Source organism: Bradyrhizobium sp. cf659 (assembly GCF_900113725.1).
Classification (GTDB): Bacteria; Pseudomonadota; Alphaproteobacteria; order Rhizobiales; family Xanthobacteraceae; genus Bradyrhizobium.
In genome coordinates this window covers 322,803-338,035 of the sequence record NZ_FOQJ01000002.1, presented here as the reverse complement: position 1 = coordinate 338,035, position 15,233 = coordinate 322,803, and the positions used below count along the sequence as shown (strand labels likewise).

The 15,233-nt window shown below is 64.7% G+C and carries 10 protein-coding genes; 7 read left to right on the top strand and 3 right to left on the bottom strand.

The window, feature by feature from the left end; all coding sequences use genetic code 11:
• Positions 1-3: 3 nt before the first annotated feature.
• Both BM118_RS10675 and BM118_RS10670 read left to right on the top strand, forming a co-directional pair.
• Complete coding sequence (locus tag BM118_RS10675; protein ID WP_092184978.1) at positions 4-1,497, top strand: flavin-containing monooxygenase; 1,494 nt, start codon at positions 4-6, stop codon at positions 1,495-1,497.
• 103 nt (positions 1,498-1,600) lie between these two features.
• Positions 1,601-2,674: a hypothetical protein gene (locus BM118_RS10670; protein WP_092184976.1), complete on the top strand. Its 1,074-nt coding sequence runs from the start codon at positions 1,601-1,603 to the stop codon at positions 2,672-2,674.
• A 33-nt stretch (positions 2,675-2,707) separates the two neighbouring features.
• Here the strand turns inward: BM118_RS10670 and BM118_RS10665 are convergent, their stop codons facing one another.
• Positions 2,708-3,499 carry an ABC transporter substrate-binding protein gene (locus BM118_RS10665; RefSeq protein WP_092184974.1) on the bottom strand — a complete coding sequence of 264 codons (792 nt, stop codon included), beginning with the start codon at positions 3,497-3,499 and terminating at the stop codon, positions 2,708-2,710.
• A gap of 251 nt (positions 3,500-3,750) precedes the next feature.
• Here BM118_RS10665 and BM118_RS10660 point away from each other — a divergent pair, with 251 nt between their 5' ends.
• Entirely contained in the window at positions 3,751-4,944 is a 1,194-nt protein-coding gene (locus BM118_RS10660) for an efflux RND transporter periplasmic adaptor subunit (RefSeq protein WP_177234190.1), read from the top strand.
• A 12-nt stretch (positions 4,945-4,956) separates the two neighbouring features.
• Positions 4,957-8,115 (top strand): efflux RND transporter permease subunit, encoded by a 3,159-nt coding sequence (locus BM118_RS10655; RefSeq protein ID WP_092184972.1) that lies wholly within the window; start codon positions 4,957-4,959, stop codon positions 8,113-8,115.
• A 405-nt stretch (positions 8,116-8,520) separates the two neighbouring features.
• Here the strand turns inward: BM118_RS10655 and BM118_RS10650 are convergent, their stop codons facing one another.
• Entirely contained in the window at positions 8,521-9,693 is a 1,173-nt protein-coding gene (locus tag BM118_RS10650) for an MFS transporter (RefSeq protein WP_092184970.1), read from the bottom strand.
• A 50-nt stretch (positions 9,694-9,743) separates the two neighbouring features.
• On the opposite strand from BM118_RS10650, the gene BM118_RS10645 reads away from it, so the two are divergent.
• The 3 genes from BM118_RS10645 (at position 9,744) to BM118_RS10635 (ending at position 13,389) form a co-directional block, all read left to right on the top strand.
• Positions 9,744-10,553, top strand: coding sequence for an AraC family transcriptional regulator (locus tag BM118_RS10645; protein ID WP_092184968.1), 810 nt, complete (start codon positions 9,744-9,746; stop codon positions 10,551-10,553).
• 298 nt (positions 10,554-10,851) lie between these two features.
• Positions 10,852-12,201: a malonyl-CoA decarboxylase gene (locus BM118_RS10640; RefSeq protein WP_092184966.1), complete on the top strand. Its 1,350-nt coding sequence runs from the start codon at positions 10,852-10,854 to the stop codon at positions 12,199-12,201.
• A gap of 42 nt (positions 12,202-12,243) precedes the next feature.
• Entirely contained in the window at positions 12,244-13,389 is a 1,146-nt protein-coding gene (locus tag BM118_RS10635) for a DUF418 domain-containing protein (protein ID WP_092184964.1), read from the top strand.
• Between the two features lie 623 nt (positions 13,390-14,012).
• Here the strand turns inward: BM118_RS10635 and tarD are convergent.
• Positions 14,013-15,182, bottom strand: a complete 1,170-nt coding sequence (tarD, locus tag BM118_RS10625) for a D(-)-tartrate dehydratase (RefSeq protein ID WP_092184960.1) — start codon at positions 15,180-15,182, stop codon at positions 14,013-14,015.
• Between the last annotated feature and the right edge of the window lie 51 nt (positions 15,183-15,233).

Here is a 15,233-nt window from a genome sequence, read left to right as displayed (position 1 = left end):
CCCATGGTCAGTCCCAAGCATGTTTGCGTGATCGGCGCCGGAGTCTCCGGTCTTGCCGCCGCAAAGGCATTCTCCACCCGCGGCCACCGCGTCACCATTCTCGAGCGCAGCCCCGATCTCGGCGGCGTCTGGGAGCCGGCGCGCTCCTATCCCGAGGTGCAGACCCAGAGCCCGAAGGATCTCTACCGCTACACCGATCGCGCCATGCCGGACGCTTATCCGGAATGGCCGACCGGACCGCAGGTTCACGCCTATCTCGCCGATTACGCCAAGAGCTTCGGCCTCGACCGCATGCTGCGCCTCAACACCGAGGTCGCCGGCATGGCGCGGCGCGCCGACGGGAAGCCGGGCTGGACGCTCGCGCTGGCGAACAAGGACGGCACGGCGACGAACGGGGATTTCGATTTCGTCGCGGTCTGCACCGGGCAGTTCAACGAGCCGCGCGAGCTGCATTGCCCGGGCGAGGACGGATTCCTGGCGCAGGGCGGCCAGATCCTGCATTCGTCGAAATACAGCGATTCCAGCCTGGCGAAAGGACGCCGCGTCGTCGTGCTCGGCGGCTCGAAATCGGCGACCGACATCGCGGTGAACGCGGTGAAATCAGGTGCACGCGAGGTCACCATCGTGATGCGCGAGCCGGTCTGGCGCATCCCCTATTTCATCGGCGGCCTCGTGAACTTCAAGCGCATCCTCTACATCCGCGCGCAGGAGGACATGTTTCCGGGCTGGGGCATGAGCGCGATGGCGCGGCTCGCACACCGCATCGCAGCACCCCTGGTCTGGGCGAACTGGCGCGGGCTGGAGAGCCTGTTGAAGGCCCAGCTCAAGCTTGGCCGGTGCAAGATGGTGCCGAAAGAGCGGATCGAGGACGGCGTCAACTGCTCGGTGCCGATCGCAACGCCGGGCTTCTATCCGATGGTCGCCGACGGCCGCATCAAGGCGGTGTTCGGCACGTTCGATCATTACGAAGGCGACAGCATCGTGATGAGCGGCGGCGAGCGCATCAGTGCCGACGTCGCGGTGCTCGCGATCGGCTACAAGCTCGGCGTGCCGTTCCTGCCTGCAGCCTATCAGCAGAAACTGGTCGATGCGGACGGCCAGTACCGGCTCTATCGCCTGATCGCCAACCCTGATCTGCCGGAGATGGGCTTCGTCGGCTTCAACTCGTCGTTCTGCACCGTGCTCTGTGCCGATCTCGCGGCGAACTGGCTGGTGCGCTATGCCGACGGGCAACTGGCGCGGCAGCCGACGACGCAACAGATGCGCGACAACATCGAGATGACGCTGCACTTCAAGCGCGTCGAGCGGCCGGCCGCCGGGGTCTATGGCGGCTTGTGTGTCGCGCCCTATCACTACCGCCATTTCGACGAGCTCATGGCCGATATCGGCGCCAAGAACCAGAAGCGCGGCGGGCTCGCCGGACACTTCCAGCCGCCGGATGCGGATGCCTATGCGAAGTTCCTGGCGACGGCGCCGGAGTACCGGGCCACGGCGTAAGGTCGGAGAACCCGGGCTGAGCGGGATTTGCAACTCGCCAGTCCGCGCGTTTGATGTTTACGATCCCCATGACCGACGAATCTCCGGCACATGGGAACCCGCCATGGGACTACGACGTCACGCCGCCGCAGCCATGGCGGTGCTTGGGCTGATCCTCACGACGTTTGCGGTCAGCCAGGCACAAACGCTCACGGCAAGGCAATTGGAGGCGCTTGCGGCCTACGATCGCGCGCTCGGCGATTTCAAATCCATCCTTGCCGAGCGGCGCCGACAGATCGAGGCGAAGGAGCCGCTGCCGAATCTGCCGGGACAGGCGCTCTATCTGGCACGCGTCGCTGTCATCAGCAGCTACAAGGATCTCACCGACGCCATGCCGTCGCGGATCGGCAAGCCCAACAAGTTCGAGATTCCGCCGGCCTATTTCGATGCCGCGATCGAGCCGCTGGTCGACGAATACGCTGGGCTGTTCGAGATCATGGAGGCACCGCCCGCCGGCGCACAGAACTCGCCGACGCCGTTCAAGGACGTCGTCGATCTCGCCGTCGCGATTGCGCGCGTGAAGAGGCTTGCACCTGAACACGCCGAAGCTGCCGGCCGCATCAGCCTCGGGCTGTTCTTTGCGGAGACGAACGGCAAGCAGAACGTCCGCAACGGGCGCTCGAACACCTATATGGGCAGCTTCCAGACCGGCCCCTCCGAAGACCGCAACGGCCGCAGGAAATGGGAGGCCATCAAGGACGCGATCGCGGCGGCCGATCCCGAATTGAGCGCGCGCGACGACAGGGAAGCGGCGCGCGCCCGCGGCACCGATCACCGCTTCAACCACTGGACCAACGTGCGCGACGGCCTGATGAACGCGCATGCGGATGTCTTCCGGGAAATCCCCGCGATCGTGAAAACGCTGCCCGACCCGATCGACCAGATGAAGCTGTTCGAGTTGATCCAGATCGTTCCCACCCCGACGCGGTCCGCGCTCAAGTCCGGCGATCTCCTGAACTACAGGGTGTCCAGCCCGACGATCATGAGACACTTGCGCAACAACAGCATCTTCGCCTTTGGACAAGCCGACAGATCGCGCAGCTCGGCAAGCTTCCGCGAGATTCTCGCTGCGATGTGGCTGTTCAACCGCAAGTTCGAGCGCGCGATGGCGAAATACGCGGAGATCAGGGCGCGCTGAGCGACGGTTGCAACCTGCCCTGCGCCGCCTGCCCTATTCGGTACGGATCGGCGAGTCCTTCAGGCCGTTGTTGTCATAGGCCTTGCGCAGAGTGCCGTTCGTCGTCGCCTCCGTCATGAACTTGGTGACGAACGCCAATGCCTGGCTGTGGCCGAGCGGCACGGCGACGGCCGTCACCGTCTTCTTGAACGTCTCGTCCAGCACCCTTGTACCGGGAATCTTCTGCGCCATCTTGTTGAGCTGGTCCCGCGACAGCGCAAAGGCGTCGATCTCGCCGCTCTTCAGGAGGCCGAAGATCTCGTCATAGGTCTGATAGCCGGTGACCTTTGCGTTCTTGAGATGCGCGACAGCGCCACGCATGGTGGTCGTGGCGTTGACGGCCGCGACCTTGATGCCGGGCTGGTCGAGCGAGGCGAAATTGGTCACGCTCGAACCAGGCTTGACGATGTAGGTGGCGTCCGCGACCTCGTAGATCGGGCCGAACATCATCTTGCTCTCGCGCTCGGGGTCCTTTGGCAGCCAGGTGACATCCCACGTGCCTTTGCCGGCCGCGTCGGTGATCTGCCCGGAATTCTGGTGCACGACATATTTGACGCCAACGCCGAGCCGGGCCGCCATCTCCTTGCCGAGGTCGACCGGCACGCCGGCATAGCCGGCTTCCGTCTTGGTCGACCAGAACGCGCCGCCCGCCGGGCTGATTGCGATCGCGACCCGCAGCTTGCCGGTCGGTGCGATCTCGTCCTTCAGGCCATCGGCTAGCGCAGGCATGGCAACCGCCGCTGCAAGGAGGAGGCCGGCAAGGGCCGATTGAAGCGACGTGGGCATGTCATGTTCTCCTCACTTTTTCTTCTTGGCTTCTTCTCTTCGTCCGGACCGCTTCGCTTCAGTGACACGGCCATTGACACAATTCTGATCGATCGTGCGCGCGGTGGAAAGCGGTTTGTCATGACAAACCTGTCAAAGGCCACACCGCCGTTTGCAGTGCAAGGCCGGCGAATGCCATGGCTATGGTGTTCCACGGCCGGGTATTTGTTGGTAGCCTGCCGCACCGACAGACAGCAATCGGGGGCCACCGAATGACGCGCGCGAATCCCGCATCTCCGGCACGACGCATTGGAGCGTGGAGACATGTCGGGCGGGCTGTGGCCGCCGTCGCGGCCGTGGCCGCACTCGCCGGTTGCGAGGACAAGAACGCCTTCGTGGCGCCGCCGCCGCCCAAGGTGGACGTCGCAACACCGGTGCAGCGCCCGGTGACGCGCTATGTCGAAGCCACCGGCAACACCGCCCCGATCAAGAGCGTCGACCTGGTTGCGCGCGTGCAGGGTTTTCTGCAATCGATCGATTATCAGGACGGGACTTTCGTCAAACAAGGGACTCAGCTCTTCACGATCGAGCCGGAGACCTACAAGCTCAAGGTCGAGCAGGCGAAGGCCGCGGAGGTCGGCGCGCAAGCCACGGTCAAGCAGGCCGAAGCCGATTTCAAGCGGCAGGTCGAGCTCGTGCAGCGCCAGGCGGTCTCGCAGTCCACCCTCGACACCTCGACATCGACCCGCGACAACGCTCAGGCCAGTCTCCAGCAGGCCCAGGTCAATACGAGACTCGCCGAGGTCAATTACGGCTACACCAAGGTGACCGCCCCGTTCGACGGTATCGTCAGCGCGCACCTGGTTTCGGTCGGCGAGCTCGTCGGCGTCTCCTCCCCGACCCAGCTCGCGACCATCGTCGCCATGGACCCGATCTGGGTGAACTTCACGGTCAACGAGCAGGACGTCCTTCGCATTCGCGCCGAAGCGGCCCGCCGCGGGCTGACCGTCGCCGACCTCAAACAGTTGCCGGTCCAGGTGGGCCTCCAGACCGAGACTGGATATCCGCATGAAGGCCACCTCGACTACGTCTCGCCGACCCTCAATACATCGACGGGCACGCTCGCGGTGCGCGGCGTCGTGCCCAACGACAAGCGGGCGCTGCTGCCAGGTTATTTCGTCCGCGTCCGCGTGCCCTTCGACCAGGAGAAGAGCGCCCTCCTCGTCCCCGACACCGCGCTCGGCAGCGATCAGGGCGGCCGCTATCTCCTCGTCGTCAATAACGACAACGTCGTCGAGCAGCGCAAGGTGCAGATCGGCCCCACCGACAACGGCCTGCGCGTGATCGAAAGCGGGTTGAAGCCGGACGACCGCGTCGTGATCGCGGGCCTGCTCAGGGTGATCCCGGGCCAGAAGATCGACCCGCAGGTGACGAAGATCGGACAGCCGCAGGCGTCTGCCAAGTAAGGAGCGCCGGCCATGATCTCAAAATTCTTCATCGAGCGGCCGGTCCTCTCGAACGTCATCGCACTGCTGATGATCCTGATCGGCGGCGTCGCGCTGTTCAACCTCGCGATCGCGCAATATCCCGACGTGGTGCCGCCGACCGTGCAGGTCACTACGCGCTATCCCGGCGCCAGCGCCAAGACAGTGATCGACACCGTGGCGCTGCCGATCGAGCAACAGGTCAACGGCGTCGAGGACATGCTCTATATGCAGTCCTACAGCGGCTCCGACGGCACCTACACGCTGACCGTGACCTTCAAGATCGGCACCGACCTCAACTTCGCGCAGGTGCTGGTGCAGAACCGCGTCTCCAGCGCGCTGTCGCAATTGCCGCAGTCGGTGCAGAACCAGGGCGTCACGGTGCAGAAGCGGTCGACCTCGATCCTGCTGTTCGTGACGTTGACCTCGCCGGACTCCCGGTATGACAGCCTGTATCTGAGCAACTACGCCACCATCAACATCCGCGACGAGCTCTCGCGCCTGCCCGGCGTCGGCAACGTCACGGTGTTCGGCGCCGGCCAGTATTCGATGCGGGTGTGGCTCGATCCCAACAAGCTGCAAGTCCTTGGCCTCGTGCCGCAGGACGTCATCAACGCAATCCAGCAGCAGAGCCAGCAGGTCTCGGCCGGCCAGGTCGGCGCGCCGCCGACGCCGCCGGGCCAGGCGTTCCAGTACACGCTCAACGTCAATGGACGGCTCGACGACACCAGCCAGTTCGAGAACATCATCGTCAAGTCAGGCACCAGCGGCGACGTTACGCGGGTGCGCGACGTCGGCTGGGTCGAACTCGGCGCACAGACCTACAGCCAGATCTTCTCGCTCAACAAGCAGCCCGCCACCGGCATCGGCGTATTCCAGTCGCCCGGCGCCAACGCGCTCCAGGTCGAGCAGGCCGTCGAGAAGAAGATGGCGGAGCTCGCCAAGCGTTTCCCGGAAGGCATCAAATACGACACGCCGTTCGACACCACCAAATTCGTCGAGGCCTCGGTGCACGAGGTCTACATGACGCTGATCGAGGCCGGCCTGCTGGTGCTGGTCGTGATCCTTGTTTTCTTGCAGGACTGGCGCGCGATGCTGGTGCCGGCAACGACCGTGCCGGTGACCATCATCGGCGCCTTCGCCGCGATGGCGGCGCTCGGCTTCACCATCAACATGTCGACGCTGTTCGCGATCGTGCTGGCGATCGGCATCGTCGTCGACGACGCCATCGTTGTGGTCGAAGGCGCCGCCCACCACATCGAGCAGGGCATGAACGGCCACGACGCCGCGATCAAGGCGATGGACCAGCTGTTCGCGCCGATCGTCGGCATCACGCTGGTGCTGATCTCGGTGTTCTTGCCGGCCTCGTTCCTCGCGGGCCTGACGGGCCGCATCTATTCGCAATTCGCGCTGGTGATCGCGGCGACCGCGCTGCTCTCCGCCATCAACGCGGCGACCTTGAAACCGACGCAATGCGCGCTGTGGCTGCGGCCGGCGGTGCCGCCGGAGCAGCGCAACTTCTTCTATCGCGGCTTCAACAACGTCTATAACCGGGTCGAGCGCGGCTACACGCGGCTGATCACATTCCTGGTCAGGCACGCCACGGTGTCGGTCGCGGTCGCACTGGTGCTGATCGGTATCGGCGGCTACGGCCTGTCGCGGGTGCCGACCGGCTTCCTGCCGATCGAGGACCAGGGCTATCTGATCGCCGCCATCCAGCTGCCCGACGGTGCTTCGCTGGAGCGAACCCAGAAGGTGCTCGACCGGGCCAGCGAGATCATCAAGGAGACGCCTGGCGTCCAGCAGGTCATCACGATTGCCGGCATCTCCGCGCTCGACAGCAGCGCGAGCCTTGCCAATGCCGGCGTCGCCTACATCATCCTGAAGGACTGGGGGGCGCGCAAAGGCCCCGGCGAGGATCTGCGCTCGCTGGTCTACGGGCTGAACGACAAGCTCGCTGTCATCATGGAGGCGCGCACCATCGTGCTGCCGCCGCCGCCGATCCAGAGCATCGGCAACGCCGCCGGCTTCTCGATGCAGGTCGAGCTGCGCGACGGCAACAGCGATTTCGCCAAGCTGCAGGCCATCACCGGTGCAATGGTCTCCAATGGCCAGAGCCAGAGCGCGCTCCAGCGCGTCCAGTCCTCGTTCCGCTCGTCGGTGCCGCAATTCAACGTCGAGATCGACCGCGTCAAGACCCAGACCTTGCACGTCACCACCGATCAGGTGTTCTCGGCGCTGTCGACCTATCTCGGCTCGTCCTATGTCAACCAGTTCAACAAGTTCGGCCGCGTGTTCCAGGTCTATACGCAAGCCGATCCGGCCTTCCGCGTCACCGAGCGCGACATCGCCAACATGCAGGTGCGCAACTCGAACGGCGACATGATCCCGATCGGCACGGTCGCCACGATCACGCCGGCCACCGGCCCGTCGCTGATCAGCCTCTACAACCTCTATCCATCCTCGACCATCATCGGCCTGCCGGCGCAGGGCTACTCGTCCGGCCAGTCGCTGAAGCTGATGGAAGAGATCGCGGACAAGACGCTGCCGCAGGGCACCGGCTACGAATGGACCGCGATGTCGTACCAGGAGAAGGCGGTCTCGAACCAGATCTACTGGGTGTTCGGGCTTGCCATGCTGCTGGTCTATCTCGTGCTCGCCGGCCAGTACGAGAGCTGGTACGCGCCGATCTCGGTGATCCTCGCCGTGCCGCTATCGCTGATCGGGCCGATGCTGATCCTCAACGGCCTGAAGATCGACAACAACCTCTACTGCCAGATCGGCCTCATCCTGCTGATCGCGCTGTCGGCCAAGAACGCCATCCTGATCGTCGAGGTCGGGCTCGAGCTGCATGGCCGCGACGGCAAGCCGATCCTGGAGTCGGCGATCGAAGCGGCCCGCGCCCGCTTCCGCCCGATCCTGATGACCTCGTTCGCCTTCATTCTCGGCGTGGTGCCGCTGGTGATCGCGACCGGCGCCGGCGCCAGCGCGCGCAAGTCGATCGGCATCACCGTGTTCTCCGGCATGCTGGCCTCGACCTGCCTCGCGGTGCTGTTCGTGCCCGCCTTCTTCGTGGTGGTGCAGCGGCTCGAGAACTGGCGGGCGTCCAAGAAGGCGCCGAAGGCGCAGCCGGCCGCGGAGGTGAAGCCGTAGCTTTTTTCTGCCTGCCCAAGCAAAAAAGCGAAAACAACCCCATGCACAGTAGAACGGCATTGACGGCGTTGAGTTTTTTCAGCCGCTCCGACGTTTGACTCGTCGGGCAAGACACCGGCAGAATGGCATGATCAGTGGCATGCGCGACGTGCCGCCTCATCCCCCGTCATTGCGAGCGCAGCGAAGCAATCCAGAGTCCCCCCGCGGAAAGATTCTGGATTGCTTCGCTGCGCTCGCAATGACGAGGTTGAAGCAGCTGCGTGCATCTCTTCCGTCATTCCGGGGCGCGCCGACAGGCGCGAGCTCGGAATCCATCGGGCGGCAGAGGCTGCGGGTAAATGGATTCCGGGCTCGTCGCTGCGCGACGCCCCGGAATGACGATGCGGCGCGAGCCGCTCACTGCTCTCACGCCGCCTGCGGCGTCCGGATCTCGCGCGGCAGGATCAGCGCGGCGGCGATCGCGAGCAGGCAGAGCGCGGCGAAGGCGTGCAGCATGGTGACGAAGCCGCCCTGCTCGTAGAGCCAGGCGACCAGGCCGACGGAAGCGCCCGCCGCGGTGAAGCCGACGAAATAGCGCACGGCATAGGCGCGCGAGCGCCACTCCTCCGTGGTGTATTTGCCGACCATGGCGTCGTTGACCGTGACCTGCCCGAACGCGCCCATGACGATGCCGATCGAGACCAGGATCAGCGGCAGATTGGACAGGCTCGCGGCGAGATACAGGAACGGCGCCAGCATGAAGGACAGCGGCAGCGCCACCGTCTTCAGCGAATAGCGGTCGAGCAGCCGCCCGATCGTGTACTGCGTCATCGCGCCGAACACGTAGACACAGGCCGCGATCACGCCGAGCAGCGCCGGGCTCTTGGTGAGATCGGCGAGCCGCTCCGCGAACAGCTTCGGCAACGCGACGGTGACGGCATTGAACGTGGTCGAGATCGCGATCACGACGATCAGCAGCGCCAGGATCACGCGCCACATGTCCTGCCTGGCGACGCGCGCCTGCGCCGCCGCCTGCTTCGAGCCCTTGCGGTCCTCGTGCACGACCATCATCGCAAATGCGATGCCGATCAGGATGGTGACGACGCCGGGGACGATGAAGGCAAAGCGCCAGCCGAGATACTGGCCGATCACGCCGGTGACCAGCGCGGATGAGGCAACGCCGAGATTGCCCCAGACGCCGTTCAGCCCCATCTCGCGGCCGAGCCTGTCGGCATAGGACACGATCATGGCGGTGCCGACGGGATGGTAGATCGAGGCGAAGATTCCGATCGCCAGCAGCGCCGCGCCGAGCTGCGCCGGGGTCTGCACGAAGCCGACCGCGATCATGGAGGCACCGATGCCGAGGAAGAAGATCAGCATCATGTGGCGGCGGCTCCAGCGGTCCCCGAGCCAGCCGGTCAGCAGCGAGCCTGCGCCGAAGGCGACGAAGCCCGGCGTCGCATAGGGCAGAAGTTCCGAATAGGCCATGCCGAGCGCCGGCCCCATGATGATCACGGCGGCGGCGAAGATCAGCATCGAGTAATGGTCGATGAAATGGCCTGCGTTGACGAAACTGATGACCCGGCTGGGGCTGTTCATACGAATCCTCTCCTGCTCCGAAATGAGTTATATGTCCTGGGCATGACGAGATGCTGCCAATGACTGTCTTGGAAACGCCAATCCTCCGGGAGGTCCGGAGCAATCATCGCTCGCCCGCGGGCGTGCACCTGGTCGCCCGCGATTATCCCAAGGGCATGCGGATCGACCCGCACCTGCACCGCGAGGCGCAGCTGATCTATGCCGCGAAGGGCACGATGCAGGTGACGACACCAGGGGGACGCTGGCTGGTGCCGCCGGACCGGGCCGTCTGGGTGCCGGCCGGGCTCGAGCACGCCCTCGACCTGCTGGCCGATATCGAGATGCGCACGCTGTATTTCGACCTGTCCTGGTTGAAGCGCGAGCAGCGCTATGACGGCCTGACCAGGGAATTCGTGGTGCGGGTGTCGCCGCTGCTCAATCAGGCGATCCTGGCGCTGTTCGATGCGCGCAACACGGAAGAGCGCACCGAGCTGCTGGTTCGGCTCGTGATGCTGGAATTGCACCAGGCCGAGGATTCCGCGACCTTCGTGCCGCTGCCGCGCGAGCCGCGCTGCCGGCGCGCCGCGATGATCGTGCTCGACGACCCCACCGGCCTGCACGACATCGACACGCTGGCGCGGGAGGTCGGAACCTCCGCGCGCACGCTGTCACGGCTGTTCTCGACGGAGACGCAGCTGAGCTTCAAGAGCTGGTGCCAGCGCGCCCGGATCGCCGCGGCGATCCAGCGGCTGTCGACGGATGCGAACGTCTCGGTGAAGCAGCTCGCCACCCAGCTCGGCTATGCCAGCGTGCCGGCGTTCTCGGCCGCGTTCCGCCAGGTGACCGGACGGACGCCGACGGAGTTTGCGGGGAAGGGATAGCTATCGCCTCACACTCGGTGTCATCGCCCGGCTTGACCGGGCGATCCAGTACTCCGAAACGGCGCGGCTAGAACCGAGACGCCGCGGCGTACTGGATGCCCCGCCCCCGTGCGCAATTGCGCACTAGGCGGGGCATGACAGCGGTTGTGGAGCGTGACGGTCTTGGCGAGGCATGACAACGTTCCTGGGACGCATGGCACCACGAAAGATACAAAATTCGTCTGCTTGATTGTGATCGGCTTCCGCCTAAATCCCGTGTAAGCTTCCGCACCGCACAAACCGGTTTCGAAAGGCCCAGATGGCTAACGCCTTCTTCTCCGACCTGCTTGCCACCATCTCCGAGCGCGGCCGCACGCTGCTTCGCCGCGATTCCGCGGACACCAAACAGGACGCCGGCGGGCTGATCGCGCTCTGCGGTGCGCTGCTGTCGGGCCGGGGCGAAGCCTCCGGCACAGCCATGGCGCGCGAGGTGCTCGATCTCTACCAGGACCTGGATGCGGCGGGACGCCGCGCCTTCTTCGAGGCGCTGGTGCGTGACTTCGGCCCCGACCGGGAACGCCTGTCCAAGGCGATCGAAAAATGGCGCGCCCAGCCGGCCGACGAGGATGGCAGCGCCCTGCATTTTGCATCGGAGCCGCGGCGGCAGGAGCTGATCCGCCGTCTCAACCGCGCGCCCGGCGGCACCGGCGACCTCGTCAACATGCGTGCTGATTTGCTCGGCATGATGAACGGGCACACCGATCTCGCCGCGCTCGATCGCGACGTCTCGCATCTGCTCTCTTCGTGGTTCAACAGGGGGTTTCTCGTGCTGCGCAGGATCGACTGGTCAACTCCGGCCAACATCCTCGAAAAGATCATCCGCTATGAAGCCGTGCACGAGATCAGCGACTGGGACGATCTGCGCCGCCGCATCGATCCGGTCGACCGCCGCTGCTATGCCTTCTTCCATCCCGCGATGGTGGACGAGCCCCTGATCTTCGTCGAGGTGGCGCTGACCGAGACGATCCCCGGCGCGATCGCGCCGCTGCTCGCGGTCGACCGCCAGCATCTGCCGATCGAGCGCGCGCGCACCGCCGTGTTCTATTCCATCTCCAACACCCAGCGGGGCCTCGGCGGCATCTCCTTCGGCAGCTTCCTGATCAAGCAGGTGGTCGAAGAGCTGCGCCGCGAGCTGCCGAAGCTCGACACCTTCGTGACGCTGTCGCCGGTTCCGGGCTTCATGCAGTGGGTGAAGCAGGACAAGGACCTGCCGCTGTCGGACGAGGACCGCGAGCTGCTGAAGCGCCTCGACGATCCGAAATGGTTCGAGAACCCCGAGACGACCGCGCTGCTGCGCGGCGTGATCGAGCCGCTCGCGGCACACTTCTTCCTGAAGGCGCGCACGCCGAAGGGCCGGCTGATCGACTCGGTCGCCCGCTTCCATCTCGGCAACGGCGCACGGCTCGAGCGCATCAACTGGCTCGGCGACCTCTCGCCGAAGGGCGTGCGGGAATCGGCCGGCGTGATGGTCAACTATCTCTACCGCCTCGAGGACATCGAGAAGAACCACGAGGCCTACGCCAATGACGGCGAGGTGGTGGCCTCGAGCGCGGTAAAGAAGCTGCTCAAGGGCGAAGGCCGGCGGCTGCTGGACATGCGGTTGTCGTAAGAGGACGAAACACGCCAAGACGCAATTGGAATTCATACCGCAATGACTTCCGATGGCGCCGCATCTCCCCGGCCAACAAATGCTACGGAGCGAATTGACGCTATCGACGTGTTGCGCGGCCTCGCCCTGTTCGGCGTCATGGCCATCAACGTCGTCATGGAATTTCGCATTTCGATCTTCGAGCAATTTCTTGGGCCCAAGACGCTTGCCTTGCCGGTCGATCGCGCCATCGAAACGATCCTGACACAGGCCGTCGAACTCAAGGCGTTTGCGCTGTTTTCGCTGCTGTTCGGCGCGGGCCTTGCCATTCAATTCGATCGGCTGACAAACAGCGAGCGCCGCATCTCGCTCCTCATGCGCCGGCTCGCTGTGCTGCTGATGTTCGGCGTCATTCACCTATGCCTGATCTGGAACGGCGATATCCTCACCGAATATGCTTTGGCGGGGTTCATCGTGCTGCCGTTCCTGTCTGGTCCGCGCTGGCTACTAACGCTCTCCGCGCTGGCGTTTCTGGCGCTGTACCTGGCAATGCAGGCCTTTCCGCCGGCTGGATTGTTTCCCAGCAGGGCTGCGATCTGGCGGGACGTCATGGATGCAAATCGCATCTATGCGACGGGCGGCCTCCTCGACGTATTGGCATTCCGTCTCCGCGAAATTCCTCTCATCGCGTCCCTGCACGCGTTCGTCTTCTTGCGCACGATCGGGCTGTTTCTTGTCGGAGCGCTCGCGTGGCGCAGCGGAATTTTGCAAAATGTCCGTGGCCTGCTCGTCATCGCGCCCCTCTGCATCGGTTTTGGCGCCACATTGATCCATATCGGCACCGAGCCGCTTGGCACCATCCTGCTGGCGCTGGGCTATGGCGCCGCCATTCTTGGCATCGCCAGTTTCGAGCACGGCAAGAGACTGCTTGGCTGGGCCGCGCCGTTGGGCCGGATGGCTTTCACCAACTACGTCGCACAATCCCTCATCTTCGGCTGGATTTTTTACGGCTACGGCCTTGGTCTGTTCGGGCGGCTTGGCATCACCCAGGCCCTCGCCATCGGCATCACCGTCTACGCTGGACAGGTGCTGTTCAGCGCATGGTGGCTGCGCCACTACCGATACGGCCCGATCGAATGGCTATGGCGCACGCTGATGTATGGTGTACGGCAGCCGATGGTGGCGACACAGGTGGCGGTGGTGGGGTGACGACCCATCTCTCGCCACCGTCATTGCGAGGATCTCTTGCGACGAAGCAATCCAGGCCGCCGCCGCCGAGAGATTCTGGATTGCTTCGCTGCGATCGTAATGACGGTGAATGCGGCGACACCTCACGCGCCCCAACCCACCGCCCGCCGCCGGCTCGGGGCCCGCGATTAACGCGGTTCTCTCCGCCGTCATTGCGAGGAGCCCTCGCGACGAAGCAATCCAGGCCGTCTCCGCGGAAAGATCCTGGATTGCTTCGCTTCGCTCGCAATGACGGAGAATGCGGCGACACCTCACGCACCCCAACCCACCGCCCGCCGCCGGCTCGGGGCCCGCGATTAACGCGGTTCTCTCCGCCGTCATTGCGACGAGCCCTTGCGACGAATCAATCCAGACCGTCTCCGCGGAAAGATCCTGGATTGCTTCGCTACGCTCGCAATGACGGAGAACGTTGCGACAGCTGAGGTCATCGCGGCCTACGGATCAAGGCTCTGACATAAGACACTACTCTCGCCACCGTCATTGCGAGGAGCTCTTGCGACGAAGCAATCCAGGCTGCCGCCGCCGAGAGATTCTGGATTGCTTCGCTGCGATCGTAATGACGGAGCGGGTTGCACCAGTGGAGGCTACTCCGCCAGCGCCTTCATCTCCTTGTAGAGATCCGACTTGCCTTCGAAGCCGATGCCTGAGAGCTCCGGCATGGTGATGTGGCCGTTCTCGACGCGGACGCCGTCGGGGAAGCCGCCATAGGGCTGGAACAGGTCGGGGTAGCTCTCGTTGCCGCCGAGGCCGAGGCCGGCGGCGATGTTGAGCGACATCTGGTGGCCGCCATGCGGGATGCAGCGGCTCGGCGACCAGCCATGGGTCTTCAGCACTTCCAGCGTGCGCTGGTATTCGCACAGGCCATAGGACAGCGCGCAGTCGAATTGCAGCCAGTCGCGGTCCGGGCGCATGCCGCCGTAGCGGATCAGGTTGCGGGCGTCCTGGTGGCTGAACAGGTTTTCGCCTGTCGCCATCGGGCCGGGATAGAATTCGGCGAGCGCGGCCTGCAGCGCGTAGTCGAGGGGATCGCCGACCTCCTCGTACCAGAACAAGGGATAATCCCGCAGCATCTTGGCGTAGGCGATGCCGGTTTCCAGGTTGAAGCGGCCGTTGGCGTCGACGGCGAGCTGCGCGTCCTTGCCGATCTCCTTCAGCACCGCCTCGATGCGGGTGCGATCCTCGTCAATCGGCGCGCCGCCGATCTTCATCTTCACGACGTTGTAGCCGCGATCGAGATAGCCGCGCATCTCGCCGCGCAGCATCGAGAGATCCTTGCCGGGATAGTAGTAGCCGCCGGCGGCGTAGACGAACACGCGCGGATTGGCTTTGACGCCGTGACGTTCGGCGAGCAGGCGGAACAGCGGCTTGCCGGCGATCTTCGCCACCGCGTCCCACACCGCCATGTCGATGGTGCCGACCGCGACCGAGCGCTCGCCGTGGCCGCCGGGCTTCTCGTTGGTCATCATCGCGGCCCAGACCTTGTCGGGGTCGAGATTGTCGCCGGCCGCATCCAGCAGCGACTTCGGATCGGCCTCCAGGATGCGCGAGGCAAAGCGCTCGCGGATCAGGCCGCCCTGCCCGTAACGGCCGTTGGAGTTGAAGCCGTAGCCGACGACCCGCTTGCCGTCGCGCACGACGTCGGTGACGACGGCAACGAGGCTCGTCGTCATCCTGGTGAAATCGATATAGGCGTTGCGGATCGGCGAGGAGATCGGTTTTGTAATTTCGCGGACGTCGACGATGCGGACGGACATGGTATTCAGCTTTCGGTGGTCGAGAGGAACTTCGTCATTGCGAGCGCAGCG

What these genes read in the sequence shown, in the direction of transcription:
- BM118_RS10675 (WP_092184978.1), top strand. Translation starts at nt 4, where the DNA reads ATGGTCAGTCCCAAGCATGTTTGCGTGATCGGCGCCGGAGTCTCCGGT.
- BM118_RS10670 (WP_092184976.1), top strand. Translation starts at nt 1,601, where the DNA reads ATGGGACTACGACGTCACGCCGCCGCAGCCATGGCGGTGCTTGGGCTG.
- BM118_RS10665 (WP_092184974.1), bottom strand. Translation starts at nt 3,499, where the DNA reads ATGCCCACGTCGCTTCAATCGGCCCTTGCCGGCCTCCTCCTTGCAGCG.
- BM118_RS10660 (WP_177234190.1), top strand. Translation starts at nt 3,751, where the DNA reads ATGACGCGCGCGAATCCCGCATCTCCGGCACGACGCATTGGAGCGTGG.
- BM118_RS10655 (WP_092184972.1), top strand. Translation starts at nt 4,957, where the DNA reads ATGATCTCAAAATTCTTCATCGAGCGGCCGGTCCTCTCGAACGTCATC.
- BM118_RS10650 (WP_092184970.1), bottom strand. Translation starts at nt 9,693, where the DNA reads ATGAACAGCCCCAGCCGGGTCATCAGTTTCGTCAACGCAGGCCATTTC.
- BM118_RS10645 (WP_092184968.1), top strand. Translation starts at nt 9,744, where the DNA reads ATGCTGCCAATGACTGTCTTGGAAACGCCAATCCTCCGGGAGGTCCGG.
- BM118_RS10640 (WP_092184966.1), top strand. Translation starts at nt 10,852, where the DNA reads ATGGCTAACGCCTTCTTCTCCGACCTGCTTGCCACCATCTCCGAGCGC.
- BM118_RS10635 (WP_092184964.1), top strand. Translation starts at nt 12,244, where the DNA reads ATGACTTCCGATGGCGCCGCATCTCCCCGGCCAACAAATGCTACGGAG.
- tarD (WP_092184960.1), bottom strand. Translation starts at nt 15,182, where the DNA reads ATGTCCGTCCGCATCGTCGACGTCCGCGAAATTACAAAACCGATCTCC.